This window comes from Pseudomonas libanensis, assembly GCF_001439685.1.
Classification (GTDB): Bacteria; Pseudomonadota; Gammaproteobacteria; order Pseudomonadales; family Pseudomonadaceae; genus Aquipseudomonas; species Aquipseudomonas libanensis.
The window spans coordinates 219,331-245,357 of sequence record NZ_JYLH01000008.1 but is presented as its reverse complement, the minus strand read 5'-3'; the positions used below and the strand labels follow the sequence as shown (position 1 = coordinate 245,357).

Below are 26,027 nucleotides of genomic sequence, written 5' to 3'. Positions count from 1 at the left end.
GGCATTCCGACCCTCAACAGATAGCCATCTGAGCATTGGAGGGGGTGTGCGTAAGCCGTTTAAGTGCAATCTCAAGCGCTTGGTCGTCGAACAGCTTGTTCTTACGAGCACCAGCACCGGCTCCGCCTTCCCACTGTTTCAATGCCTCGCGCACAGCAGGGACGCTAGGGGAAACATTTTTCTGGCTCAGCAACCAATCGACTGTCGCCAGCAACTCCATACCAAACGGCGACTCAAATCCGTCGATCAATTCGGCGGTGCACTCCAAGGCTTGTGAGTACTCTTTGGCCTCTGTGTTGAGGTAGGTTTGGAGAAAGGCTTTACGGTTTTGGTCAAACCAGATGACATCGCTGATTTCCGCATCGCTGATGCGCTTATCGCAATGCAGATAACTACCATCCAGATTGTTAAGCAGATGTTCCAACCGATTGGCATACGGCCCGTACTTGTGAGCAACGAACTTAAGATCCAGCGGGTTCTTGAGGCCTGGCCGCTTTTCAATAGCACGCTCCAGGAACCAGGCCAGCTTCTGAATCTCCAGCAGGCTGCATTCCATACCTAGCACCCAGTACCGCCGCACCAGTTCAGCAATGAGTGCGCGAGCAGGTGTGAGCTTCTCAACGCCGCTGCGTTTGGCGACATTCAGGTACTGATTGGACGGTTCGAATACCAGAACATCGACATCCAGATCACTTAACACCTCAACGATCTGCTCACGGACCTCAGGCCATTTCAACCCCCCGTTACCCGCACCTAACGGCGGAACAGCGACGGACGTCACATGGTTTTCAATCAGAAAGCGGCGTAGATCATGCAGACCTTCGGTAATCCACGTCATCTGCGAAGGTGATCGCCAGTGGCGCTTAGTCGGAAAGTTAACGATCCAACGAGGACCTTCCAGTTCGTTGACTGCGGTTACGTGAACCTTGCCTGTTTCTACCTCGCCAGCCTTACAGGCTGCCGCGTACAAACGATAGTTCTCTGCAAAGCGCTCTTTGAACATCAGCGCTATGCCTTTGCCCATCACGCCTACGGTATTCACCGTGTTGACGAGGGCTTCGGTATTGGCTTCCAGAAGGTTGCCTTGGGTGAATCTGATCATTGGAAATACCATCCCGGACGCGCATGAACGGACAACGTCAGGCCTCGGGTGGCGACGTCCTGTTCTATGCGTTTTTTCGTTGCATCGGTGTAACACATGATGCCAAGGAGTCCTGTAATCGGTAGGTGGTGATGAATCAGCGCCTCAGCCTGATAACGCTCCATTTTGCGAGGGTCATCGGGGTCACGTTTGAAGTCGCGTCGTTGAAGGATAGACCAATCGATCTCGTGGAGATTCGCCAGATCACTGTAATAGTCTGTCCAATTCGGGTACGCATGTGCGTTTGTGAAGACGAACGGTAGGCCAAGCTCGGCGACGCGGTGCAAGCTGGAGACGAGAATTACGATCTCGTCATTGCTACGCTGCTGAACGCTCCACCCGGAGTGAATATTTTTCATCATCACAGAGAAGGGGGTGAAATAGAAGGGTACGTAGTCTGACAAAAAGCCTGCAGGAGCAATGGGGACACAGCGCGTGCGGCGTTTTTCGATTAAATCAACATTGCCTATGTTTACATACTGCGCAGCCTGCACCTCGGAGCTGGCGCAGTGCAGGCCGTTGTCCAGAATCCAGGACAGATTGTCGCGATGAACGATCCGCCAGATCAGAGCCTTTTCAGGATTCAGGTTGTTATAAATCATCTAAGAAACATTCCCCGATTCACTCCGATTTGTACATTAACACCGGCCTCGCGCATTTTAGACTCACAGAGGGCTTCTACTTCGGCATTAGAAACAAAAACCTTGAAGAAATCGTTAGGGGAAACTACCCCGGGCGATAGGCACTCAGCCATGCAGATGCTCTTGCATTGAGGGTCATGGTAGTCCCTGGCATTCATGACCTCCCAATCGATGGCCTCGAAGCCCTCAGCATAATCGAGCAACTGAATGGCATCGTTAGCCAATGGATGGCGGGGAATCACCTTCCATTGCTTTCTAATTGCCACGTATCGATGAACCGTGATCACAACAAATTGGGCGTCAGGCCTTCTGCGCTGAACGCTTCCATCGAACGGGTTTGCGGCAAACCAGTGGAAAGGTACGTACTGCTCCAGTGCGAGACCTTGTCGTTTTTTTAGAATCTCGGCATCAGCCACGTCTTTGAACGCCCTAAGCTGCGCTCGCGGTTTTAGCCCGGTTTGAAAAATACTGCTCAGGTTTTCCAGCGAAGTGAGGTGATAGAGAAGTTTTTGTTCCTTGATATCCGGCATGTCGGTCTCCTTGACCTACGTATGAGCTGAAGTTGTTTCATTCCTGCTCGCTCATCAGTTTGCAGGACAAGGTAGATGATTCTATTGTGATATCAGTTTGGCTCGCAATGGCTATCCATTTTATGGAGGACGGCTGAAAATTATATGAGTCAGCAGCCCTGCAGTGCTCTCGGATTCGTTGTGCCAGCAGGTTAGATCCCTTTCATTTGCGAGACATTTCCTAGAGAATTCCAGCCGCTTGCGCCAGCGAAATTTCGTGACTAGGCTGCGGATCGTCACTGCAAATTCAGTGATCGGGTTTAGTCGCCCGGATTCGATTGGTACACACTTTTTAATTGGAGTTGTGCCATGGAAAACGTTGTTTCAGATATGCCTTCTTCGCGCGGGCCTAACCCATTTACTGTTAATGAAGAGCTGAGCTTCGAGGATGCTTGGGTGCGGGTGTCTGAGTTGCTGCAATGTGCGGTGGCAACGTCGCAAGTGCTAGGGGAGCCACTGGCTGCTCCGCAAAGAGCGGTGATGCATTTGGTGGAGATGGCGAAGATGGTGGCGGACCGGGCTGTGGACTGTTTGCAGTCCAAGTAATGTGAGAGTGCTTGCCTCAACCTTATTGAGGCAAGCACCAGCAGGTCATTCAGCGTTCGCGTGATCGTCAAGCCGGCTCGCAAAGTACTGCGCGGTTTCTGGGTCGGTGCAGTAGAGGTAGCAACCCTTCATTCCCCTGGTCATCAGCGTTCGATAGGTGTTCTTGATGATCAAGTCCGTTTCCTGCTTTGCCAGATCGGGTTGCTCCTTCATCATTTTCTTCCAGCCGCGAATGGACTTGTCGTTTTTATCTCGCTCAAGGGCAGAGGTAAGAACGCGCCCATTCCGCACGATGAGGTCGGGCCCGATGATGACGCCTATATAATCGACTTCCAGGCCTTGGCATGTATGAATACACCCGACCTGATTAACTGAGTTCTCCGCGATAATCCACAAACTGCCATCCTGATCAAGGTTCCATTGGCGTTCGTAGTCGCTGCCAATGACGATGTCGGATTCTCGAGCATCTTTCTTACTGCGCCACGGCCAACAGTAACCGGCAACAACTCGGGCTTTGTTCCCTTGGTTTTTTTGTTCGATAGCCATATGCATGGCTTGAGGGCTGTCGAAGATTTTGAACTCATATTCGCTATTGTCGAGCTGCGGATTGGCAGTTGCACGTATCTCCAGCACGTCATCGAGCCAAGCCAGATAACCGTCAGAGCCACTGCAACGGAACTGCGAGGACAGCGTATATTCCTCTATCTGTGCGCCTTTGGCTTTGGCAAAAGCACGTATGGCTTGCTTGCTGCCAATGTCATTCAACGTGACGCGCTGATCTTCATCGATAAAGAAGATTGAGCACTTGGCCGACTCGATCAGCTCCTTGATTTGGTTCTCACCCAAATTGCCGTAAAGTCCGCTTTTTTCGTTAAGACGGTGAGCTTCGTCTACGATGAGCGCATCAAAAGTGTTGGGTTCGGTATCAATGAAAGCGCCCGAGCCAGAAAATAGATTGGAGAAGTGGCTACGCTTGACCGTTCCGACCAGTTTGCTCTCATACACCTTTCGCGGCGCGGCATTTTTTGAGACGTACTTGCTCAATAATCCCTGGCTCGTAAGCCTTACGAGCAAGTTGATTGCCAGCACGGTTTTACCCGTACCAGGGCCGCCCTCGATGATAATCACCTTCGGCGCCGCTTCCGAGGCAGCGCTCGCCGCCGCCAGTGCGGATTCAAACGTCGCCTTTTGATCATCGATCAGTATGAATTCCGGCTGGCCCTTCAGAAGTCCTTTAAGTGAATCGGCTAACGCTTTCGACGGGCGAATTTTTCCATTGGAAAGCTCGTAGAGAATTTCCTTGTTATCGCCGTGAAGGATATGGGTCTTGAGAAACGTACGCAGTTTTTCAAGCTCATCCGGCCCTTTGAGGAACAGTGGAGCTTTGCTGATATATGCCTGGTAATGCGCAGAATTTATAACCCCATCGCTGACATAGTTGTGAAGATAAGCGCAGGGCCGAACTTCGATGCTTTTGTCATAGACGGCTTCGTTGAAACCTTCGAGCAATGCCGCGTATGACCAGACTTGGTAGGACGGATGAATAGTTTCCACTAGCCCGCCGCCTAGCGCAGTTTTGACTATCGCGTCCTTGGAAGTCGCAGTTGATTTGCTCCATTGCTTCAACTCGATCAGGACAGCATTTTTACCCTGATTCGCATCCTTCCCAGTCAGCAAGAAATCAATACGCTTCGAAGACTGTGGGATATGCAACTCGATAGCCAAGCCGGCGTCATTCGGCAGCCCTTCATCTCGGAGCACCTTCGCCATGTATGTCAGCGAGCCCTGCCAGGATTTGATCTCCGATGCCCCGACTCTTTTTCCCGTGGCTTGCTTGTAGTGCCTGAGAATGACCTCTTCGATATCGTCGTTATCGTTGTCTTTGAGGAATTGCTGTTTGGTCGCAGCATAAACGATCACGAGAAGTCCTTAGCGCGTGGGGTATCAGAGTTGGTCGTATTTTTTGCTGGTGCTTCTGGCTTTATCGACGGGGTACTTCGAAGCGTTAAGGGCAAGCTTGTCCCGGGTAGCTTCGTTGAGGTCCACGCCCAAAACGCTGGCTAAACGGACCAGATACATCAGTACGTCAGCCAACTCATCTTTCACCGCTTGGGCAGTTTCCGGGCGCTTCGCTGCGGCAATCGAGTCGGTCTCGCTCATCCATTGAAAGACTTCGCAAAGCTCGCCAACCTCGCCGGTGAGGGCCAAAAGTAGATTCTTGGGCGAATGGAACTGGTGCCAGTCGCGATCATCAGCAAAGCGTTGCAGGCGAATGGACAGGTTTTCGACGTTCACCAGTTGTTCGGGTGTGCTGTCTGTCTCGATCACAGGCTCGCCTCTCGATTGGTGGTTAACGGATCTGACGCATGTTGGGAAATTGAGAGAGGGATTGTAAGAGGTTTCTTTGCGGGGGGTGGGCTTTTTGCGCTTAAGGCTGGAAGTGGTGCGTAGGAAGGAAAGGGCCAATGAGCTTGAAGGGGAATGGGCCAGCAGGGGATTTATTGACAGGCATTAAAAAGCCGGCTTGTGGCCGGCTTCTCGGGGACTGCCTCAGCTTGTTTTTGACAAACCTCAGCAGCCTTCAAATCGCTCAGCCCACATTGCGTCGGGCTGAATAGTAGGGGCATCCGCGGGAACTCCTCCGCATCGCCTGACAGGGCAGATAGCTAAGCCATCCCCCTGCCAAATGTGCGGCGCATGATACCCACATTCACCTCAATTGCCCACCTCCGGTTCCGATTTAGAGCCTTCCCAGCCCAGCAGGTGCTCATCCAGCGGCACGGGTGGGCGGCGGTTGTTGAGGGTGGACCACCAGAAAACCCAGCCGACGATCTTGAAGCTTTGCTCGAAGCGTTCTTCGTGGTTCAGATATTCGTCCGGGTGTTCGGCGGCGTTGTGGCTGCGCATGCGCAGGCCGCCGCCGGGGCGGTTGTAGAGGTATTTGATGCGGAGCATGCCGTCGTGTTCGACAGCGTAGATTTCGCCGTCGATGATTTGGGTGCGGCCTCGGTCGATGGCGAGGGTGGCGCCCTGTTGGATGATGTCGATCATGCTGTTGTCGACCATGTAGGCGCCTACCGCGCGGTCGGGTTTGACGTTGAGGGTTTCGAGGGTATGCAGCGAGATGCGGATGCGTTCGGTTGAGGTGAATGTGGGGTGGAGGGCGATCTCCACGTCGGTTTTTTCCGGGCGGCAGGCAGGGCCTGTGAGGTATTTGCCAGTGTCTTCGCGGGTAGTTGCAATCCTTGCAGTGGGGCCTTCCAACAGGTAATTGGCAGGCGGATGTTTGGGGCCTCGGCCGTCGTGCAGCCAGCGACTGGAGACGCAGAGCAGTTCTGCAATCTCGTTGAGTCGGCCCATGGGGACCCCGCGCTTGAACCAGTTGTTCACGTGTTGAGGCGTGACGCCGCGGTTCTTGGCGAAGTCGGAGGCGGAAAGATGGACTTCCCGAAGTAGCGCTTTTAAACGATCACCTGATGTATTCATAAACGCAGAGTTTACTGGCCGGAAAAACTAATCAAATAAACTATGCGTTGAATTGCATATGTAGGATTTGGCTTAGTTGTGGCTTGATTTTTCAGGTGTGGCGCTTAGTTAAACGCCATCAAATAAATATTGAACTTGATGTTTAATCTTGCCCATAAAAAAGCCCCGAATTAACGGGGCTTTTTATTTGCCGTGGCAATGAAGCGCGGGTATCAGCCTTTGTAGGCGGCAACCGACTTCATGATCTCGGCGCGGGCGGCTTCTGCGTTGCCCCAACCGTCGATCTTCACCCATTTGCCTTTTTCGAGGTCTTTGTAGTTCTCGAAGAAGTGCTTGATCTGTTCCAGCAGCAGTGGCGGCAGGTCGGTGTATTCCTTCACGTCCACGTACAGCTGGGACAGCTTGTCGTGTGGCACTGCGATGACTTTGGCATCGCCGCCGCCGTCGTCGGTCATGTTCAGGATGCCGACTGGGCGTGCGCGGATGACCGAGCCTGGGGTAACCGGGTAAGGGGTCACGACCAGCACGTCGAGGGGGTCGCCGTCGTCAGCCAGGGTGTTGGGGATGAAACCGTAGTTGGCCGGGTAGAACATCGGGGTGGCCATGAAACGGTCAACGAACAGGCAGTCGCTGTCTTTGTCGATTTCGTATTTGATCGGCGCGTGGTTGGCCGGAATTTCGATCGCGACGTAGATGTCGTTCGGCAGGTCTTTGCCAGCCGGAATCTTGCTGTAGCTCATTGGGCGTTGCCCCCGTAGTTGGCCATATGACATGGCCGGATTGGCCTAAAAGTGGCGGCGATTATAGGCATATTCTGACGCCGATGCCATGCGCCAAGCGTCGTACGGTCATTCGCCGTGTGGCTGGTAGCGCGGGTCGTGGGCTTGCAGTTGAGTCAGGCGCGCCAGGGGATCCTGGCGGTAAAAGCGGCTGAGTTGGGCGTACACCTGTGGATAACTGTCGGCCAGCAAGTCCGGGGCGCTGAAGAAATATTCGCTGGTGACGGCGAAGAATTCCGCCGGGTTTTCTGCGGCGTAGGGGTCTATTTCTGTCTCGGCGTCCGGGTTGGCGTCGAGTTGGCGGTTGAGGTCATCGAAGGCGCTTTGCATCACGCTGGCCCATTCCTGCACGCGCATGTCGTGGTGCAGGGGCGGCAGGCCGTTGGCGTCGCCGTTGAGCATGTCCAGCTTGTGCGCCAGTTCGTGGATGACCAGGTTGTAGCCTTCCCATTGACCGCTGGCGAGTACGCCGGGCCAGGCCAGGATCACCGGGCCTTGTTGCCAGGCTTCGCCACTGTGTTCACCGTCCCACTCGTGCTCGACGCCGCTCGCGTCGCGATGGCGTTGCGGGCTGAGGAAGTCGTCGGGGTACAGCACGATTTCATGAAAGCCCTGGTACCAGTCGAGGTCGCCCAGGTTCATCAGCGGCAATTGCGCCTGGGCGGCGAGCAGCAGGCGTTGTTCCTGGTGCAGTTCTACGCCGGGCAAGGCGGTGAGGTGTTTTTCGGCGAGGAAGATCACGCTGGCTTCGCGCAGCCACTGGTCTTGCTCGACGCTGATGCCGTCGAGGAAGGTCAGGTGCTGGCGCACCCGCTGCCAGGTGTCATCGGCAATCGGGTGCTTGGCCAGCAGGCGCCGGCGACGCCAGGCGCTGAGGGACCACATTGGCGGTCAGTGCGGGTTGGCTTCGGAGGAGGTACGGCCAAAGCGGCTGCGCACCACGCCAATGATCATCGGCACCAGGGACAGCAGGATGATGAACACCACCAGCAGCGAGAGGTTTTTCTTGATAAACGGTACGTTGCCGAAGAAGTAGCCCAAGGTCACCAGGCCGCCGACCCAGAGGATGGTGCCCAGCACGCTGAAACCGAAGAAGCGCGGATAGGGCATTTTGGCGATGCCGGCGACGAACGGTGCGAAGGTGCGCAGGATCGGCAGGAAGCGCGCCAGTGTTACGGTCTTGCCGCCGTGCTTGTCGTAGAAATCGTGGGTTTTTTGCAGGTAATCGCGACGGAAGATCCTGGAGTTCGGGTTGCTGAACAAGCGTTCGCCGACCGTTCGGCCTATGACGTAGTTGGTGCTGTCACCGAGGATCGCCGCCAGCATCAGCAGGCCGGCCAGCAGTACCGGGTCCATGCCGCCACCGGCCGCTACGGCGCCGGCGATGAACAACAGGGAATCACCCGGCAGGAAGGGCATGACCACCAGGCCGGTTTCGCAAAAAATAACCAGGAACAGAATGGCGTAGATCCACGGACCGTAATTGGTTACCAGCATGTCGAGGTAAACGTCGAGATGCAGGATAAGGTCGAGCGGGTTGAAATCCATGGATGGCACCTGTGTGAATAGCCCGGCTCAGCAGGCCTGTGCGGAAGCTCGGGCAATAAGGCTACAAATAGTTGTCGCGGTTCTTACGGCCCTGAAAGGTCGGCATTATACGGATTGAATGGTGAAAAGCGTGTGGCTTTTGTAGCGGGGAGTGTCGTGAAAGTGTGAAGCGGTTGGGCTTCAAGCCAGTCGCCGGATCTAAGTGGGAGCTGGCTTGTCTGCGATAGCGGTGGGTCAGTATGAGAAATGCTCGCTGACACTCCGCCATCGCAGGCAAGCCAGCTCCCACAAGGATATTGCGGTGTTTGGCTGACTGGTTTTCAGTCTTCGTTGATCGGTAACACGTAGTTTTTGAATTCGGTGTCTTCGCGAAAACCAATCGACTCATAGGTCTTCTGCGCCACGTCGTTATCGCTGCTGGTCGATACCCGCAGCCGCACCGCGTGGGTGTCCTTGGCCATTTTCTTGGCGGTGCGCATCAGGTTGTCGGCCACCAGTTGCCGACGCGCATCCTCGGCTACATAGATGTCGTTGAGGATCCACACCCGTTTGAGCGACAACGAGGAAAAGCTCGGATACAACTGGCAGAACCCCAGCAGCCGCTTGTCATCATCATCAGCCAGGGCGAGGTAGATGACTGACTCCTTGCGTCGCAGGCGCTTTTCCAGGAAGGCCCGGGATGAGTCCGGGAACGGCAAGGCGCCATAGAACTCGCGGTATTTGACGAACAATGGGGTCAGCAGGTCCAGGTGTTCCAGGGTCGCTTGAGTAATCCGCATGCCAGGCCTCAACTTCCTAATGGGGTATGACCACGCGAGCGGCCGTGGCTTGATGCTGCCTAATGCCGCCAAAAAGCGCAATCGTGCCGCTATCGGTCATCCGGTGGGCTGAGCAGAAAATTGCCCTTCATCAGGTCCGGATCGTCGGATTCGAGGGTCTGAACCTGGGCCTCGTCCTTGAGATTGACCCCCGACAACTGTCGGCGACACGCCTCGCGCATCAGGTACAGCAGACGATGGGCCGCCATGCCATAACTCAAGCCTTCCAGCCGCACATTGGAGATGCAGTTGCGATAGGCGTCGGTGAGGCCGACCTTGGGGTTGTAGGTGAAATACAGGCCCAGGCTGTCCGGCGAACTGAGCCCCGGGCGTTCGCCGATAAGGATCACTACCATTTTTGCCCCGAGCAGTTGACCGATCTCGTCGGCCACCGCTACGCGGCCTTGTTCCACCAGAATTACCGGTGACAAGGACCAGCCTTCGGCGTGGGTCTGTTCTTCCAGGCGTGTCAGAAACGGCGCGGTATGTTTATGCACCGCCAGCGCCGACAGACCATCGGCCACCACAATCGCCAAGTCCACTCCACCGGGATGCGCCAGGGCGTAGTCGCGCAAAGCCTGGGCCGACTCATCACTCAGGCGCCGCCCAAGGTCCGGGCGTTGCAGGTATATATGCCGGTCGGTGGCGGCGCTGTGCAGCAGCAGACTGTCGCGGCCGCGTTCGGCGCATTGGCTGCTGAGCCCGGGGTGATCGAAGGGCAGGTGCACCGCATCCCGCGCCTGGGCGTGGGCAAACTGGAAGTCCAGCTGGGCGCTGGTAGGAATGCTGGTGCCAGTGCGGCCCAATGCGATGCGCGCCGGGGTCAAACGGCGCAGTTCCAGCCAGGGGTTGTCAGGCAGTTCTAGTTGCACGGTCGGCTCCTTCATCCCAATTGCGCCAAGGCATGGCGAAACGCCGGTGGCAGGCTGTTGCCAAAATGCACCTTGCCGCCTTCTTGCGTGAAGATGCCCATTTTTGCCAGCCACTGTTCAAATTCCGGCGCCGGCTTTAAACCCAAGGTCTGGCGGGCGTACAGGGCGTCGTGGAACGAGGTGGTCTGGTAGTTGAGCATGATGTCGTCGGAACCGGGAATGCCCATGATGAAGTTGATACCGGCCACGCCCAGCAGGGTCAGCAGGGTGTCCATGTCGTCCTGGTCGGCTTCGGCGTGGTTGGTGTAGCAGATATCGCAACCCATGGGCACGCCGAGCAGCTTGCCGCAAAAGTGGTCTTCGAGGCCGGCACGGATGATCTGCTTGCCGTTGTACAGGTACTCCGGGCCGATAAAGCCGACCACGGTGTTCACCAAAAATGGCTTGAAGTGCCGCGCCACGGCGTAGGCGCGGGTTTCACAGGTTTGCTGGTCGACGCCAAAATGCGCATTGGCCGACAAGGCGCTGCCCTGGCCGGTTTCGAAGTACATCAGATTCTGCCCCAGGGTGCCGCGCTTGAGGCTCAGGCCGGCGTCGTAACCTTCCTGCAGCACGCTCAGGCTGATGCCGAAACTGGCGTTGGCCGCCTCGGTGCCGGCAATCGACTGGAACACCAGGTCCAGGGGCACGCCTCGGTTGATCGCCTCGATGGAGGTGGTGACGTGGGTCAGCACGCAGGCTTGGGTGGGGATTTCGTAGCGCTGGATGATCGCGTCGAGCATCTCCAGCATGGCGCAGATCGAGGCGATGCTGTCGGTGGCCGGGTTGATGCCGATCATGGCGTCGCCGTTGCCGTAGAGCAGGCCATCGAGAATGCTCGCGGCGATGCCTGCCGGTTCATCGGTGGGGTGGTTGGGCTGCAAACGTGTGGACAAGCGCCCGCGCAATCCCAGGGTGCCGCGAAACTGGGTGACCACGCGGATCTTCTGCGCCACCAGCACCAGGTCCTGCACGCGCATGATCTTGGACACGGCAGCGGCCATTTCCGGGGTCAGCCCTGGCGCCAATGCACGCAGGGCGTGTTCATCGGCTGCATCACTGAGCAGCCAGTCGCGCAGGCCGCCGACGGTGAGGTGGCTGACCGGCGCAAACGCCTGTTTATCGTGGGTGTCGATGATCAGCCGGGTGACTTCATCGCTTTCATAGGGAATCAGCACCTCCTGCAGGAAGTGCTTGAGCGGGATATTCGCCAGCGCCATCTGCGCCGCCACCCGTTCACCGTCGTTCTGTGCGGCGACACCGGCTAGGAAGTCCCCGGAGCGGGCGGGGCTGGCCTTGGCCATCACGTCCTTGAGGTCGTCGAAGCGGTAGGTGAGTGCACCCACCGCGTGGGAAAAGCTTGCCATACAGTGTCTCCTGGATGACGCGGGCAAACGTAGAGGACGCGCCCGCGTCGAGGTTTTCGGCAGTTAGTGCAAGGCGGCCTCTGCGGCCTGGATCGCCGCGAATTCCTCTTCCGGCGTGCCTGCTACCAAGTGATGCCGGCTGTAGAAAGCAAAGTAAGCAATTAATACTCCATAGATGACCGCGGCGCCAATCACCACTCGTGGATCCACCAGGAAGCCCGCCACCACGGCCACGCAGGCCAGCACCAGCGCCACGCCCGACGTGAAGATGCCGCCCGGCGTGCGGTACGGCCGGTCCATTTTGGGGCGACGGATGCGCAGGGTGATGTGCGCGGCCATCATCAGCACGTAGGAAATCGTCGCGCCGAACACTGCCACCAAAATCAGCAAGTCACCCTGGCCGGTCAGCGACAGGCCAAAACCGATAATTCCAGGAATCACCAACGCCAGCACCGGCGCCTTGCTCTTGTTGGTCTCGGACAGTTTGCGCGGCAGGTAGCCAGCGCGGGACAAGGCAAAGATCTGCCGCGAATAGGCGTAGATGATCGAGAAAAAGCTCGCGATCAGGCCGGCCAAACCGACCAGGTTGACGAAGCTGCCCATCCAGGTCGAACCGCCGTAGGATAATGCCAGTGCTTCAACCAGCGGGTTGCCGGATTTGATCAGCGCGTAGGTTCCCGCACCGCCCGGCGCGATCACCAAAATCAGCAGGGCAAAACTGGTCAGCACCACAATGGCGCCGATCAGGCCGCGGGGCAGGTCGCGTTTCGGGTTCTTGGTTTCTTCGGCGGCCAATGGAACGCCTTCCACCGCGAGGAAAAACCAGATGGCATACGGGATCGCCGCCCACACGCCGACGTAGCCGAACGGCAGGAAGCTGCTGGCGCCCTTGGCTTCGGTCACCGGAATGTCCAGCAGGTTGGCGACGTTGAAGTGCGGCACCATCGACACCAGGAATACGCCCAGGGCAATTGCGGCGACGGCGGTGATCACGAACATCAGCTTCAAGGCTTCGCCCACACCAAAGATGTGGATGCCAATAAAGATGATGTAGAACGTCAGGTAAATCATCCAGCCGCCAATGCCAAACAGCGACTCGCAATAAGCGCCGATAAACACCGCGATGGCCGCAGGGGCGATGGCGTATTCGATGAGGATCGCGGTGCCCGTGAGAAACCCGCCCCAAGGGCCAAAGGCGCTGCGGGCAAAACCGTAGCCACCGCCGGCGGTGGGGATCATGGACGACAGTTCGGCCAGGGAAAAGCACATGCACAGGTACATTGTCGCCATCAGCAAGGTGGCGAGGAACATGCCGCCCCAGCCACCCTGGGCCAGGCCGAAGTTCCAGCCGGCGTAATCGCCGGAGATCACATAGGCCACGCCAAGGCCCACCAGCAGTACCCAGCCGGCGGCGCCTTTTTTCAATTCGCGTTGTTGGAAGTATTCGGTGCCGACTTTTTCGAAGTCGACGGAAGAGCCAGTGGGTTCGCTAGGCATGGGGAAGTACCTTTCATTCTTATTGTTTTTGACTCGGCGTCTTTGTGCCGAATGAGGTAGCAATTGCTTGTGATATCAAATGTGGGAGCTGGCTTGCCTGCGATAGCGACCTGTCAGCTACCCCTTATTTGGCTGATACACCGCTATCGCAGGCAAGCCAGCTCCCACACTTGATTGCATTTCAAGTTGGGAGCGGGTTGCTTGCTACAAGGCTAAGTTAGAAAAAGCCCAACGGATTAATGTCGTAGCTCACCAGCAGGTTCTTGGTCTGCTGGTAGTGATCCAACATCATCTTGTGGGTCTCACGGCCCACACCAGATTTCTTGTAACCGCCAAACGCGGCATGCGCCGGGTACAGGTGGTAGCAGTTGGTCCACACACGACCGGCCTTGATCGCCCGGCCCATGCGGTAGGCGCGGTTGATGTCGCGGGTCCACAGGCCGGCGCCCAGGCCGAACTCGGTGTCGTTGGCAATCGCCAGGGCTTCGGCTTCGTCCTTGAAGGTGGTGATGCTCACCACCGGGCCGAAGATTTCTTCCTGGAACACGCGCATGTCGTTGGTGCCCTTGAGCAGGGTCGGCTGGATGTAATAACCGGTGGCCAGGTCACCGGTGAGCTTCTCGACCTTGCCGCCCGTGAGTAATTGCGCGCCTTCGCCCTTGGCGATTTCCAGGTAGGACAGGATCTTGTCGAACTGCTGCTCGGACGCCTGGGCGCCGACCATGGTGTCGGTGTCCAGCGGGTCGCCACGCTTGATCGACTCGACTTTCTTCATCACCACTTTCATGAAGTCGTCGTAGATCGACTCCTCCACCAGTGCGCGGGAAGGGCAGGTGCACACTTCGCCCTGGTTGAAGAACGCCAGCACCAGGCCTTCGGCAGCCTTTTCGATAAATGCAGGTTCGGCTTTCATGATGTCGGCGAAGAAGATGTTCGGCGACTTGCCGCCCAGCTCAACCGTGGAGGGAATAATGTTCTCGGCCGCCGCATGCATGATGTGCGAGCCCACGGGCGTTGAGCCGGTGAAGGCGATCTTGGCGATGCGCTTGCTGGTGGCCAGGGCTTCGCCGGCTTCCTTGCCAAAACCGTGCACTACGTTGAGCACGCCCGGTGGCAGCAGGTCGCCGATCAGTTCCATCAGCACGCTGATGCCCAGGGGCGTTTGCTCGGCGGGCTTGAGCACCACGCAGTTGCCGGCGGCCAGGGCCGGGGCGAGTTTCCATGCGGCCATCAGCAGCGGGAAGTTCCACGGGATGATCTGGCCGACCACGCCCAGCGGCTCGTGGAAGTGATAGGCGGCGGTGTGTTCGTTGATTTCGGCGCTGCTGCCTTCCTGGGCGCGGATGCAGCCGGCGAAGTAGCGGAAGTGGTCGGCGGCCAGGGGGATATCGGCGTTGAGGGTTTCGCGCACGGCCTTGCCGTTGTCCCAGGTTTCGGTGATGGCCAGCAGCTCGAGGTTCTGTTCGATGCGGTCGGCGATTTTCAGCAGCACCAGCGAGCGGTCCTGGGCCGAGGTCTTGCCCCAGGCGTCAGCAGCGGCATGGGCAGCGTCCAGGGCTTTGTCGATGTCTTTGGCCGTGGAGCGCGGGAAGTCGGCGATAGGCTTGCCGTTGACCGGCGAGGTGTTGGTGAAATAGTTGCCATCGACCGGCGCAACGAATTCGCCGCCGATGTAGTTACCGTACTTGGCCTTGAACGAAACGATCGCGCCTTCAGTACCGGGGTGTGCGTAACGCATGGTGGCATCTCCTGCTTTTATGTTTATTGGAGTACAGCGCGGCAAGCGCGTGATAAAGCGTAGAGCAAAGGTTGGGCCACTGCATTGCTGGCCAGTCAAATCAAGGGGTTGGGCGCTGGCGCCATGCGTCGCTGTCACCCTTGCGGTACAGGTGGTGTGACAGTTTGTGTCATAAACGGTACAGCCTGTGACCGGTGGGTCGGCCCGGGATTGCAATGGGCAGAGGGCTGGGGGATGCTGAGCGCTCTCACGCAGGGAGAATAATAAGAACATGCATAACGATCATTTCAGTCGCCATGCCCAGCAAGTCTTGACCGTCACCCGCGGACAGGAGCTGTCCCAGGGGCCTGGCAGCGATCCGTCCATCGCCCGTTCCTGGCTGCGTTGCGTGGAGGATTATCACCTCGACCCTGCGCAGACCATCGCCCCCACGGTGCTTGAACACGGCCGCCTGCTGGAAAGCCGCGAGCGCCTGCGCCAAGTGCTGCACATCGCCGGCAGCGAGATGAACAGCCTGCATCAGCAGCTCTCCGGCGCCGGCCATGCGGTGCTGCTCACCGACGCACGGGGCGTGATCCTCAACTGCGTTACCGCGCCGTCCGAACGCAAGATCTTCGAGCGCGCCGGGCTATGGCTGGGCGCTGACTGGAGCGAAGCCTGCGAGGGCACCAACGGCATCGGCACCTGCCTGGTGGAGCGGCAGTCGTTGACGATCCACCGTGATGAACATTTTCGCGGCCGCCATACCGGGCTGACCTGTTCGGCGAGCCCGGTGTTCGACCCTCATGGTGATTTGCTGGCGGTGCTGGATGTGTCCTCGGCCCGCGAAGCCGTGTCGCGCCAGAGCCAGTTCCACACCATGGCGCTGGTGAACCTGTCGGCCAAGATGATCGAAAGTTGCTACTTCCTGCGTCACTTCGAACACCACTGGCTGTTGCGTTTCCACCTGCAGGCCGAGTCGGTCGGGTTATTCAGCGAAGGCTTGCTGGCGTTCGATGGTGAAGGACGCATTTGTGCGGTCAACCAGAGCGCCCTGAACCTGTTGGGGCAGCTTCGCGGCGGCTTGGTGGGCCAGTCGGTGGAAGCGTTTTTCGACTGTTCCCTGGATCAGTTGCTGGGGCGGGCCAGCGCGAATGCCACGGCCAGTTGGCCGCTGCGTACCCGCGATGGTCGCCCTCTATTTGCAGCGCTGCGAGGTCAGCCGCGCAGTGCTCCGGCCCCGATGGTCAAGCTACAGGCGCCACGCCCATTGGGTATCTGCCTGGGCGATCCGGCGTTGCAAAATGAGCTGCGCAAGGCTTCGCGAGTGTTCGAGCGCGACGTGCCCTTGCTGATCAACGGCGAAACCGGCTGCGGTAAAGAGGCCTTCGCCAAGGCCGTGCATCAGGCCAGCCAACGGGGCGACCAGGCTTTTGTCGCGCTGAACTGTGCGGCCATTCCGGAAAACCTGATCGAGAGCGAGTTGTTTGGCTATCGCGCCGGCAGTTTTACCGGCGCCCTTAAAGAAGGCATGCGCGGCAAGCTGCAACAGGCCGACGGCGGCACGCTGTTTCTCGACGAAATCGGCGACATGCCACTGGCACTGCAAACCCGCCTGTTAAGGGTATTGGAGGATCGCCTGGTGGTGCCTATCGGCGGCGAACCCCAAGCTGTGAACGTGCGCATCATCAGCGCCACGCACCGCAATTTGCTGGAGCGTGTAGCCGATGGCAGCTTTCGCGAAGACCTGTATTACCGCTTGAACGGCTTGGAAGTGGCCCTGCCGCCGTTACGCGAACGCACTGACAAGTCGCAACTGTTGGACTTCCTCCTGGCCCAGGAGGCCGGCACCGAACAGGTGATGCTCGACGAGTCGGCGCGCCAGGCCCTGTTGGCCTTCCACTGGCCCGGCAACCTACGGCAGTTGCGTACGGTGTTGCGCACGGTAGTGGCGCTCTGTGAGGGAGGACGAGTCGGGCTTGAGGACTTGCCAGCGCTGATTCGCCAGACGCAGACGCAGGGGGGCAGGGTGGATGCGCCATGCACCTCGCCGCTGGAAAGCGCCGAGCGTCAGGCATTACTCGACGCGTTGGCGCAGCAGCGCTGGCATATGCGCCATGTGGCTGAACAGTTGGGCGTCAGTCGCAATACGCTGTACCGCAAGTTACGCAAACATGGCATTTCACGGGACTTCGTGCATTAAGGAGCGTGGCAGTTGTCGGAATAACTCAGTTATTGCGCACTGCTTGTTTTGTGTCCCACTTGATTTAAGGTTTTTTATCGCTCCACGCACTCACGTAGCCCCGGAACGTGACGCGTGGTTTTAAGCACTGATGTAATAAGGGCCGCGGGTGACGTGCCCTTTGACCCAGTTGTTTAAAACTTTCAGAGTGACAACACATGAATATTACAAGTCCAATAACGACTCCTGTGCCACAACTCCCTGTTCAACTTGACGCTACTCCCACTCCCGCGCCGCAACCTTTGACAGTGGGCTGGGGCGAACCGCTGGACCACACTCAGGCTGACCATGGCTCGCAGCCTTCCGCGCAGGAGGCTGATCAAGCGCCGAAGGTGCGCATCAAGCGTGGAATCTCCTTCTTCGGACGGCGATTCCCGCTTGGAGGAGGCACCCGGCCCACGGCACCTGTGTCTCCCACGCCATCGGTCAGGGTGCCGACGCCTGCGCCGGTGTCCCCGGGGCCATCGACCAGGGTACTGCCTGCTCCGGTCAATCCCACTGCCACCAGGTTGGAGAGCGCACTGGGTGGAAAGAGACCCACAACATCTGCCGATACCCCTGGCCCCAGCCCGACCGCTGGCAGCTCAAGCCAGTCGGCCTTGGATAAACTCAAGGGCATGGTGGCCAAGGGGCCTCAGGCGACCGGCAGTGGTGGGGCTGTCACCATAAAACCGGTGGATCCGCCCAAGGTCAGTGTGGCCGATGTCACCCAGCGACTGTTGGATGCCGACAGACTGGTCAAGGCGGGCGTTATTTCCACCTCGCCCTCTACCGGCAAGACGATCAAGGATGCGTTTATCAATGCTGGCGTCAATGGCATCGTCAGCGCGCCGATCAACGTGGGCGCGTATGCCGGGTCCGTGGCCACGGGAGAGGCGATCAAGAGTCAATATGTACCGTCGCCATTGCCGCCACCGCACCTGCCCGGTGTTGCCAAGCCCGATCCCGCGCCTGCACCAGAAGTGGCCGTGCCAACCACAACGGATGCGCCAACGCCTTCGGCCACGCGCCATCTGGACCGGGTAGAAAAAGTGGTGCTGGAGTTCGCCAATGTCCTCATTGTGCTGGCGTCCGGAAACACCGAAGACCGGCTTGCCATGGGCGACGCCTGGCCCAGGACGCGTGAAGCACGCATGGATAACCTTGAGCAGTTACTGAGCGTTTCGGAAACCCATATGAAGCAAGTGGCGGAGGAGAACGGCATTATTTTCAAACCTCACATCGAGTCGCAAGCATCCCCAGGCACGGGGGGCCGCTTGGGCGTGATCGAGCGCCGTTACCGCGCTTTGGAAAACGCAGCTGATCGAATCATTGCCGTGAAAGAAACTGAAGCCAAAAAAACCGGGGCCACGGTTTAAGGCAACCCTTTTGCCCGCCGCATCCTACCGGCGGGCGTTTCGCCCTCAGCTAAAGCGTGCGAACTTTCCCACCCTACGCTAACCTGCCTCGATGTTTACGAGGTCGACTATGCACATTCATATTCTGGGTATCTGCGGTACGTTCATGGGTTCGATGGCGGTTCTGGCCAAGGAGTTAGGTCATCACGTAACAGGCTCCGATGCCAATGTTTATCCCCCCATGAGCACGCAGCTACAGGCGCAAGGGATTGAACTGACCCAAGGTTACGACCCTTCGCAATTTGACCCGGTGCCGGACCTGGTCGTCATCGGTAACGCCATGTCACGCGGCAACCCGGCGGTCGAATACGTACTGAACAAAGGCTTGCCGTATGTCTCCGGCCCCCAGTGGCTGGCCGACCATGTACTGCAAGGCCGTTGGGTCCTGGCAGTGGCGGGCACTCACGGCAAGACCACCACCAGCAGCATGCTGGCCTGGGTGCTGGAACATGCGGGCATGAGCCCGGGCTTCTTGATTGGAGGTGTGCCGCAGAACTTCTCGGTGTCGGCGCGCCTGGGCCAGACGCCGTTTTTTGTGATCGAGGCCGATGAATACGACAGCGCCTTTTTCGACAAGCGTTCCAAGTTCGTCCACTACCGCCCGCGCACGGCAATCCTGAATAACCTTGAGTTCGATCACGCGGATATTTTCCCTGACTTGCCAGCGATTGAGCGGCAGTTCCACCACTTGGTGCGCACTATTCCCAGCGAAGGCCTGGTCATTCATCCCACCACCGAGCCCGCGTTGCAGCGTGTGATCGACATGGGCTGCTGGACCCCAGTGCAAACCACTGGCGCGGGTGGGCAGTGGCAGGCCAGGTTGCTCAGCGAAGACGGTTCGCGGTTTGAAGTGCTGTTCGAAGGCCAAGCCCAAGGTATTGTCGATTGGGGCATGACCGGCCAGCATAACGTGGCCAACGCCTTGGTCTCCTTGGCTGCCGCCCGGCATGTCGGCGTGGTGCCGGCCATGGGCATCGCCGCCTTGAGCGCATTCAAGAGTGTGAAGCGGCGTATGGAAAAAGTCGCCGACGTGAAGGGGATTACCATTTACGACGACTTTGCCCACCACCCGACAGCGATTGCCACCACCCTGGATGGCCTGCGCAAGCGCGTTGGTGATGCCCAGATCATTGCGATCGTCGAGCCGCGCTCCAATTCCATGAAGTTGGGCGCGCATCGCGATGGCCTGCCGGAAAGCGTCAACGATGCCGACCAGGTGGTGTGGTATGCGCCGGCCAACCTCGGCTGGGATTTGCCCGGGATTGCTGCACTGTGCACCGTGCCCTCGACAGTCTGTGATTCGCTGGAAGGCATCATTGAGCATGTGAAGCACTTGGCCCAACCCGGCACTCACGTGGTGATCATGAGCAACGGCGGCTTCGGCGGCCTGCACGGCAAGTTGGCCGAGGCGTTGAAATGAGCGGGCCGGAACGCATTACCCTGGCGATGACCGGCGCATCCGGTGCGCCGTATGGCCTGCGTTTGCTCGATTGCCTGGTGCGTGAAGACCGTGAGGTGCATTTTCTGATCTCCAAGGCGGCGCAGTTGGTGCTGGCGACCGAGACCGATGTCGCCCTGCCCTCCAAGGTGCAGATGATGCAGGCGTTCCTCACCGAGTACACCGGCGCGGCGGCAGGGCAGATCAAGGTCTACGGCAAAGAAGACTGGATGTCGCCGGTGGCCTCAGGCTCCGGTGCGCCTGCGGCGATGGTGGTGGTGCCGTGTTCCACCGGCACCTTGTCGGCGATTGCCACGGGCGCCTGCAACAACCTGATCGAACGGGCGGCGGACGTAACCTTGAAGGAGCGCCGCCAATTGATCCTGGTGCCGCGCGAAGCGCCATATTCGAGCATTCACTTGGAGCATATGCTCAAGTTGTCGAACATGGGCGTGACCATTCTGCCCGCGTCGCCAGGCTTCTATCACCAGCCGCAGACCATCGATGATCTGGTGGATTTTGTGGTGGCGCGCATTCTCAACCTGTTGAACATTCCCCAGGACATGTTGCCGCGTTGGGGTGAGCACCATTTGGGCGGCGATGAATAAAGCGCTGCTGCTCTTGATGGCGTTGCAACTCACCGGCTGCGCCACGGCGCGCACGCTGGATGCCGCGCAACCGGGCGCACCCGTGGTGTATGCCGGCACGCGGCTGGATCTGTATGCGATCAATGGTGGCTGCTGTGCCAAGGACCGCTTTGGTGCCGAGGCGCCGAGCTATCCCCATGTCGACCTGCCGGCCAGTGCGTTGTTCGACACGCTGTTGTTGCCATTGTCGGTGTTGACGGTGCTGGGCGTCGGCTTCAACGCCACCGGTGGTCTGTAACGCAAATCCCGCCAGCAATACTAAAAATGTGGAAGGGGGCTTGCTCCCGATAGCGGTAGTCCAGTCAACTATTTGGTGACTGGCATACCGTAATCGGGGGCAAGCCCCCTCCCACATTGGGTTTGTGGTTACATTTATTTGCCGAGCTTGCGCAACTCGTCCGACTCCACCACCCGCACGCCATCCTGTTCTTCCAGCGCCAGGCGCCACATGGCGCGGGCCAGTTCGCAGACTTCGATACCGTGATATTTGCCCGGAATAAGCCGTGACAGCGGCCCGGCCAACTGTTCGGCCAGCCGAGGTTCAAGTCGTTCTCCCAGCAGGAGCGAAGGACGTACGATGGTCAGCTGTGGCCAGTCTTGAGCTCTGAGCGCCTGCTCCATTTCCCCCTTGACCCGGTTGTAGAACACCGAGGACTTCGGATCGGCGCCAATCGCACTGATCACGATCAGATGGCGCGCGCCCATCTCCCGCGCGCGCTTGGCGAAGGCCACCACCAAGTCCAGGTCGATCGCCCGAAACGCCGCTTCGGAGCCGGCCTTCTTGATTGTGGTGCCCAAACAGCAGAAGGCGATATCCACCTGACCGCTCAGTTGGGGCAGGAACACTGCCGGGTCGCCTACCGGGTTTTCCAGACGTGGATGTTCGGCAAGTGGTTTGCGGCTGGGCGCCAGCACGCGGGTTACGGTGGGTTCGTTGAGCAGGCGGTCGAGCAGGTGTTCGCCGGTAAGGCCGGAGGCGCCAGCGAGCAAGATATGCTGAGGTGTCAGGTACATAGTGTTTCCCCCTTGTTACACGTTACAGCTTAGTTGCCTTTGGCTTCCTTGCTATTCATTGAGACGCTTTCGAGCGCCTTTCGTGCCTGCTGTTTGCGTAATAATTGCCAACGGGCGATCACGCCTTTGGGGGCCCAGATCTGCGGTTCGGAGGCTTCGAAATTGTCCGCCTGCTCGCGTTCGGCCACATGCAGTTGTGCCAGTTTGAAGGCGTGTTGCAAATCATCTGTCTGGTTAAAAGCTTGTGCGAAAAGGGCATCACCGAAGTAGGTGAAGTCCGCTTCTTCCGAGCAGCCGAACGACACGCGGTCCGCACGGGAGGCGGTCATGATCAGGGTGCGTTCATCTTTGAGTGCCGGTATGAAGCCTCCGGAATAGCATGCTGAGATCACGATAATCTTGTCGCGGTTTTTCAGCGGTGCGAGCACCGCGGCCAGCTCATCGGCGGGCAGGTCGGCCAGTTCCATGCGCGGTTGGTCGAGCACCAGCTCGTGTTCGTGTGTGCCATGGCTGGTCATGTAGATGAATATCAGGTCTTCCGGCCCGGTACGTTCGGCCAGGGTTTGCACGGCGCGGCGCAGGCTTTCGCGGGTGGCCAGCGGGCGGTCGGCGATATGGTCGCGGTGGTTGACCAGGCGCACCTGCCCGCGCGCGCCGAAGCGGGTGGCGAGCATGTTGCTGACGTAATCGGCTTCGCGCAGGAACACGCTTTGCTTGCCGTCGCCCGCCAACGCCAAGGTGTACAGCTCGACGGCAGGGGTGGACGGCGGCACGGCGGCCAGGGCGTCATCGAGCAAGCGGCCTTGGGCCAGTACACCGGTTTCCAGTGGGTCGGGCAGCAGCGTGCCATCGGCATCGCGTACGCGCAGGCCATTGACCCAGGTGCCGGCCTGTACGGTGCCGTCGGTGAGGACGAGGGTGCCGCGGCCCTGGTAGTTGTCGCTGTCGAAGCCGCCGATATAGAAACTGCCATCGGTGAGATTCAGGCGGCCTTCGCCGGTAAAGCGCCAATCGCTGAACTGGCCGACGTAGTGGCTGCCATCCACACCGATCAACTCACCATGGCCGCTGAGGGCGCCTTCCTTGAACTGGCCGATCCACACGTCACCGTCGGCGTTTTCGTAGCGGCCTTTGCCGTTGAGCTGGTTCTGCTTGAATTGGCCGACATAGATATCGCCCTCGGCGCTGTTGAAGGTGCCATTGCCTTCCAGTTGGCCATCGACGAAGCGGCCACTGAACTGATTGCCGCTGTCGTCATTGCGCTGGCCTTCGCCATTGGGCTTGCCGTGGGCGAATTGGCCCTGGTATTGGCTGCCATCGGCCAGCTCGAGGCGGCCGAGGCCTGCGTACTGGTCGTCCTTGAATTCGCCGCGATAGGTCATTTGCCCCTCTTTGAGGGTGCCTTCGCCGTTGCGTCGACCCTTTTTGAAACCTCCGACGTAACTGCTGCCCGCGGTGGTCAGGCTGCCCTGGCCATCAAACAGGCCCTGCTGGAATTCGCCTTTATAGACTTCGCCATTACTACCATGCCATTCGCCCTTGCCGTGCCACTGCCCTTTGTCAAACTGGCCGGCGTACCAACTGCCATTGGGGTAATCCACGCGGCCCTGGCCTTGCAGCAGGCCGTTGACCACGTCACCCCGGTAGCGGCCGCCATCGGGCAGGCGCGCATCGGGCGGCAACAGCGATTCGCCGTCTCCGCAAGCGGTGAGCAACAGGGCAAAGGCGAGGGGAACGAGTGGGCGCATAGCGGGATCCGGATAATTGAGCGCCGAGTATGCCGCAGCCGCAGGATTCATACATAAATTTACATACACTGTGGCAAGGTTTATCGCCTCACCACAGTCCGGGCCTTATACGAAGCAGAGCGACAACGACTCGGCAATGTAGGCGGGCTTCTCCTGGCCTTCGATTTCCAGGGTGGCGGTGGCCTTGAACAGCCATTGGCCCGGTTTTTTCTCGGTGACATCGGTGAGGGTGACGTTCAGGCGCACCTTGGAATCAACCTTTACAGGCTGGATAAAACGTACGCTGTCCAGGCCGTAGTTGACTGCCATCTTCAAGCCTTCGGGCATGATCAGGATGTCTTCCATCAGCTTGGGCATCAGCGACAGCGACAGGAAACCATGGGCGATGGTGCTGCCGAATGGGGTCTGGGCGGCCTTGGCCGGGTCGACGTGGATGAACTGATGATCGCCGGTGGCTTCTGCGAACAGGTTGATACGCGCCTGGTCGATGGTGAGCCATTCGGAACGTCCCAGTTCCTTGCCGACATAATCTTTGAGCTGCGCTACAGGTACATAGGGCATTGCGTCTCTCCTGGGTTCATCGTTTTTATCCGCCCGGGAATGGGGGCGTTTTTATGGGTTACAGAGAACCAATGTAGATCATCATGGGCACCCCGCCCGGTCAACCCACCATGCTTTTGGCGAATGCCGGGGCATAGAGTGGGCATGCTTATAATGCGGGCGAGCTTTGAAGGGGAGAGAGCGAATGCTATTACGTGGCCTGACCTGGCTGGTGCTGTTCCAATTGATCGGCACGGCGATCAATCATTTACTGTTGCCGGTGCTGCCGGGGCCGATTGTGGGCCTGTTGCTGATGCTGGGTTTCCTAGTCTGGCGCGGTGAAGTCGGCGAGCCCCTGAGCCTGGCGGCCAGCAGCCTGTTGCGTTATCTGCCGCTGCTGCTGGTGCCCCCGGCCGTGGGCGTGATGGTATACGCCAAGGACATCGCCGCCGACTTCTGGGCCATCGTCGGTGCGCTGGTATTGTCGCTGGTGATCGCCATGGGCTTTATCGGCGTATTGATGCAGCACATGGTCAAGCGCAAGGAGCGAGGGCAGTGATCTTTGACTGGCAGGGTGCCTGGACGGCCGTCATTCACCACCCGCTGTTCGGCATCGGCATCACCCTGGGCGCCTATCAACTGGTGCTGGCAGGGTTCGAGAAAACCCGCTGGGTCTTCCTGCAGCCGGTGCTGGTGTCCATGCTGCTGGTGATCGGCGTGCTGCTCACCTGTGGTCTGAGCTATGCCGAATACCGCAAGAGCACCGAGATCATGGGCATCCTGCTCGGGCCTGCAACAGTGGCCCTGGCGGTGCCGCTTTATCTCAACCTGCGACGGATTCGCCAATTGTTCTGGCCGATTTTTACTACGCTGGTGATAGGTGGGGTGTTGGCCACTGGTTTGTGTGTGTGGCTGGGGTGGTGGTTCGGGGCCGAACATATGGTGCTGATGACCATGGCGCCCAAGTCGGTGACGTCGCCGATCGCCATGCTGGTCGCCGAGCAGATTGGTGGCGTGGCGGCCTTGGCGGCGGTGTTTGTGCTGATCACCGGGGTGGTCGGCGCGATGATCGGCCCGGCGTACCTGACGCGCCTGGGTGTACACAGCCCCGAAGCGCGCGGCATGGCGCTGGGCATGACTGCCCACGCTGTCGGCACCTCGGTGGCCCTGCAGGAAAGCGAAGAGTGTGGCGCCTTCGCGGCGCTGGCGATGAGCCTGATGGGCGTGGCCACGGCAGTGTTCCTGCCGCTGGCGGTATCGGTAATTGTTTAACCCAGGTTTAAGGAAACCTTTATGAGTCTGGCGCTGTTCCCGCTCAACACTGTGCTGTTCCCTGGCTGTACCCTCGATTTGCAACTGTTCGAGGCGCGCTACCTGGACATGATCAGCCGTTGCATGAAAAAGGGCGAAAGCTTCGGCGTGGTGTGCATCCTCGACGGCAAGGAAGTCGGCATGGCGCCGGAGGGCTACGCGTTGATTGGCTGTGAGGCGCTGATTCGCGACTTCAAGCAACAGGAAAACGGCCTGCTGGGGATTCGTGTCGAAGGCGGTCGGCGTTTCCGTGTGCGTGATGCCGGCGTGCAGAAAGACCAACTGCTGGTGGCCGATGTGCAATGGATGGAAGAGCTGCCGGACCGGCCGCTTGAAGAGGAGGACGCCGACTTGCTCGCGTTGCTCCAGGCCCTGGCCGAGCACCCGATGGTCGCCTCCCTGGACATGGGCGGCCACGCCGAGGGTCAGCAAGCTCTGGGCAATCAGCTGGCATATCTATTGCCGTTCACCGAGGCCGACAAGGTCGACCTGCTGCAACTCGACGACCCGCAGCAACGCCTGGATGCGATCCAAATGTTGCTGGATGAGCTGCAGGGCGAACTGTTCACCTGATTCAGATTTATCTGACGCAGCTTTCAGAGTTTGCTCGGCCATCTCAGCTGCGCCGCCTGCAATATTTTCCGATCACACTAATTGATCGGGGATGACC

Annotated in this window: 27 protein-coding genes; 9 read left to right on the top strand and 18 right to left on the bottom strand. The window is 58.8% G+C overall.

What is annotated here, in order from left to right; translation table 11 throughout:
- Positions 1–13: 13 nt before the first annotated feature.
- The 3 genes from darG to TU73_RS15065 are packed head-to-tail and all read right to left on the bottom strand — an operon-like array spanning position 14 to position 2,312.
- A complete protein-coding gene (gene darG, locus TU73_RS15075; protein WP_057012896.1) occupies positions 14–1,102 on the bottom strand; it encodes a type II toxin-antitoxin system antitoxin DNA ADP-ribosyl glycohydrolase DarG in 1,089 nt (362 codons plus the stop codon).
- On the bottom strand, positions 1,099–1,743 hold the full coding sequence (gene darT / locus TU73_RS15070; protein ID WP_057012895.1) for a type II toxin-antitoxin system toxin DNA ADP-ribosyl transferase DarT: 645 nt from the start codon (positions 1,741–1,743) through the stop codon (positions 1,099–1,101). Before darT ends, darG begins: the two co-directional genes overlap by 4 nt.
- Positions 1,740–2,312: a DarT ssDNA thymidine ADP-ribosyltransferase family protein gene (locus tag TU73_RS15065; protein WP_057012894.1), complete on the bottom strand. Its 573-nt coding sequence runs from the start codon at positions 2,310–2,312 to the stop codon at positions 1,740–1,742. Before TU73_RS15065 ends, darT begins: the two co-directional genes overlap by 4 nt.
- A gap of 348 nt (positions 2,313–2,660) precedes the next feature.
- Between TU73_RS15065 and TU73_RS15060 the strand changes: the two genes are divergently transcribed.
- Complete coding sequence (locus tag TU73_RS15060; RefSeq protein ID WP_057012893.1) at positions 2,661–2,897, top strand: DUF6124 family protein; 237 nt, start codon at positions 2,661–2,663, stop codon at positions 2,895–2,897.
- A gap of 45 nt (positions 2,898–2,942) precedes the next feature.
- Here the strand turns inward: TU73_RS15060 and TU73_RS15055 are convergent, their stop codons facing one another.
- The 11 genes from TU73_RS15055 to exaC all read right to left on the bottom strand — a co-directional run bounded on the left by TU73_RS15055 (position 2,943) and on the right by exaC (position 15,041).
- Positions 2,943–4,817, bottom strand: coding sequence for a DUF2075 domain-containing protein (locus tag TU73_RS15055; protein ID WP_057012892.1), 1,875 nt, complete (start codon positions 4,815–4,817; stop codon positions 2,943–2,945).
- 24 nt (positions 4,818–4,841) lie between these two features.
- A complete protein-coding gene (locus TU73_RS15050) occupies positions 4,842–5,225 on the bottom strand; it encodes a nucleotide pyrophosphohydrolase (protein WP_057012891.1) in 384 nt (127 codons plus the stop codon).
- Between the two features lie 387 nt (positions 5,226–5,612).
- Positions 5,613–6,383, bottom strand: a complete 771-nt coding sequence (locus tag TU73_RS15045; RefSeq protein ID WP_057012890.1) for a LexA family transcriptional regulator — start codon at positions 6,381–6,383, stop codon at positions 5,613–5,615.
- Between the two features lie 212 nt (positions 6,384–6,595).
- Entirely contained in the window at positions 6,596–7,123 is a 528-nt protein-coding gene (ppa, locus tag TU73_RS15040) for an inorganic diphosphatase (protein ID WP_005791810.1), read from the bottom strand.
- A 108-nt stretch (positions 7,124–7,231) separates the two neighbouring features.
- A complete protein-coding gene (locus tag TU73_RS15035; protein ID WP_057012889.1) occupies positions 7,232–8,047 on the bottom strand; it encodes a M90 family metallopeptidase in 816 nt (271 codons plus the stop codon).
- A 6-nt stretch (positions 8,048–8,053) separates the two neighbouring features.
- The gene (locus TU73_RS15030; protein ID WP_057012888.1) at positions 8,054–8,710 is read right to left on the bottom strand and encodes a DedA family protein; all 657 of its coding nucleotides are present in this window, start codon (positions 8,708–8,710) and stop codon (positions 8,054–8,056) included.
- 320 nt (positions 8,711–9,030) lie between these two features.
- The gene (locus TU73_RS15025) at positions 9,031–9,489 is read right to left on the bottom strand and encodes a GNAT family N-acetyltransferase (protein WP_014720105.1); all 459 of its coding nucleotides are present in this window, start codon (positions 9,487–9,489) and stop codon (positions 9,031–9,033) included.
- Between the two features lie 89 nt (positions 9,490–9,578).
- A complete protein-coding gene (gene eutC, locus TU73_RS15020; protein ID WP_057012887.1) occupies positions 9,579–10,415 on the bottom strand; it encodes an ethanolamine ammonia-lyase subunit EutC in 837 nt (278 codons plus the stop codon).
- Positions 10,412–11,806 carry an ethanolamine ammonia-lyase subunit EutB gene (locus TU73_RS15015; protein ID WP_057012886.1) on the bottom strand — a complete coding sequence of 465 codons (1,395 nt, stop codon included), beginning with the start codon at positions 11,804–11,806 and terminating at the stop codon, positions 10,412–10,414. Before TU73_RS15015 ends, eutC begins: the two co-directional genes overlap by 4 nt.
- 63 nt (positions 11,807–11,869) lie before the next feature.
- Positions 11,870–13,303 carry an ethanolamine permease gene (gene eat, locus TU73_RS15010; protein WP_057012885.1) on the bottom strand — a complete coding sequence of 478 codons (1,434 nt, stop codon included), beginning with the start codon at positions 13,301–13,303 and terminating at the stop codon, positions 11,870–11,872.
- Between the two features lie 217 nt (positions 13,304–13,520).
- Positions 13,521–15,041 carry an acetaldehyde dehydrogenase ExaC gene (gene exaC / locus TU73_RS15005; protein WP_057012884.1) on the bottom strand — a complete coding sequence of 507 codons (1,521 nt, stop codon included), beginning with the start codon at positions 15,039–15,041 and terminating at the stop codon, positions 13,521–13,523.
- A 271-nt stretch (positions 15,042–15,312) separates the two neighbouring features.
- Here exaC and TU73_RS15000 point away from each other — a divergent pair, with 271 nt between their 5' ends.
- Positions 15,313–17,223 (top strand): sigma-54-dependent Fis family transcriptional regulator, encoded by a 1,911-nt coding sequence (locus TU73_RS15000; RefSeq protein WP_057012883.1) that lies wholly within the window; start codon positions 15,313–15,315, stop codon positions 17,221–17,223.
- A gap of 358 nt (positions 17,224–17,581) precedes the next feature.
- On the opposite strand, the gene TU73_RS29360 is transcribed toward TU73_RS15000, so the two are convergent.
- Entirely contained in the window at positions 17,582–17,803 is a 222-nt protein-coding gene (locus TU73_RS29360) for a hypothetical protein (protein ID WP_231984761.1), read from the bottom strand.
- Positions 17,804–17,861: 58 nt separating this feature from the next.
- Here TU73_RS29360 and TU73_RS29355 point away from each other — a divergent pair, with 58 nt between their 5' ends.
- From TU73_RS29355 to TU73_RS14980, 4 genes are all read left to right on the top strand, one after another.
- Entirely contained in the window at positions 17,862–18,620 is a 759-nt protein-coding gene (locus tag TU73_RS29355) for a hypothetical protein (protein WP_231984762.1), read from the top strand.
- A gap of 109 nt (positions 18,621–18,729) precedes the next feature.
- Positions 18,730–20,079: a UDP-N-acetylmuramate:L-alanyl-gamma-D-glutamyl-meso-diaminopimelate ligase gene (gene mpl / locus TU73_RS14990; protein WP_057012882.1), complete on the top strand. Its 1,350-nt coding sequence runs from the start codon at positions 18,730–18,732 to the stop codon at positions 20,077–20,079.
- Positions 20,076–20,705 (top strand): flavin prenyltransferase UbiX, encoded by a 630-nt coding sequence (gene ubiX / locus TU73_RS14985; protein ID WP_032895136.1) that lies wholly within the window; start codon positions 20,076–20,078, stop codon positions 20,703–20,705. Before mpl ends, ubiX begins: the two co-directional genes overlap by 4 nt.
- Positions 20,698–20,982: a YceK/YidQ family lipoprotein gene (locus TU73_RS14980; RefSeq protein WP_057012881.1), complete on the top strand. Its 285-nt coding sequence runs from the start codon at positions 20,698–20,700 to the stop codon at positions 20,980–20,982. The genes ubiX and TU73_RS14980 overlap by 8 nt, the downstream gene beginning before the upstream one ends.
- 134 nt (positions 20,983–21,116) lie before the next feature.
- Here TU73_RS14980 and TU73_RS14975 read toward each other — a convergent pair whose 3' ends face one another.
- From TU73_RS14975 to TU73_RS14965, 3 genes are all read right to left on the bottom strand, one after another.
- The gene (locus tag TU73_RS14975) at positions 21,117–21,758 is read right to left on the bottom strand and encodes an oxidoreductase (protein ID WP_057012880.1); all 642 of its coding nucleotides are present in this window, start codon (positions 21,756–21,758) and stop codon (positions 21,117–21,119) included.
- A 29-nt stretch (positions 21,759–21,787) separates the two neighbouring features.
- A complete protein-coding gene (locus TU73_RS14970; RefSeq protein WP_057012879.1) occupies positions 21,788–23,506 on the bottom strand; it encodes a C13 family peptidase in 1,719 nt (572 codons plus the stop codon).
- 105 nt (positions 23,507–23,611) lie between these two features.
- Entirely contained in the window at positions 23,612–24,067 is a 456-nt protein-coding gene (locus TU73_RS14965) for a MaoC family dehydratase (protein ID WP_057012878.1), read from the bottom strand.
- 184 nt (positions 24,068–24,251) lie between these two features.
- Between TU73_RS14965 and TU73_RS14960 the strand changes: the two genes are divergently transcribed.
- The 3 genes from TU73_RS14960 to TU73_RS14950 are packed head-to-tail and all read left to right on the top strand — an operon-like array spanning position 24,252 to position 25,930.
- The gene (locus TU73_RS14960; RefSeq protein WP_057012877.1) at positions 24,252–24,605 is read left to right on the top strand and encodes a CidA/LrgA family protein; all 354 of its coding nucleotides are present in this window, start codon (positions 24,252–24,254) and stop codon (positions 24,603–24,605) included.
- Positions 24,602–25,318, top strand: coding sequence for an LrgB family protein (locus TU73_RS14955; protein WP_046069693.1), 717 nt, complete (start codon positions 24,602–24,604; stop codon positions 25,316–25,318). The genes TU73_RS14960 and TU73_RS14955 overlap by 4 nt, the downstream gene beginning before the upstream one ends.
- Before the next feature lie 21 nt (positions 25,319–25,339).
- Entirely contained in the window at positions 25,340–25,930 is a 591-nt protein-coding gene (locus TU73_RS14950) for an LON peptidase substrate-binding domain-containing protein (RefSeq protein ID WP_046069692.1), read from the top strand.
- Positions 25,931–26,027 lie beyond the last annotated feature (97 nt).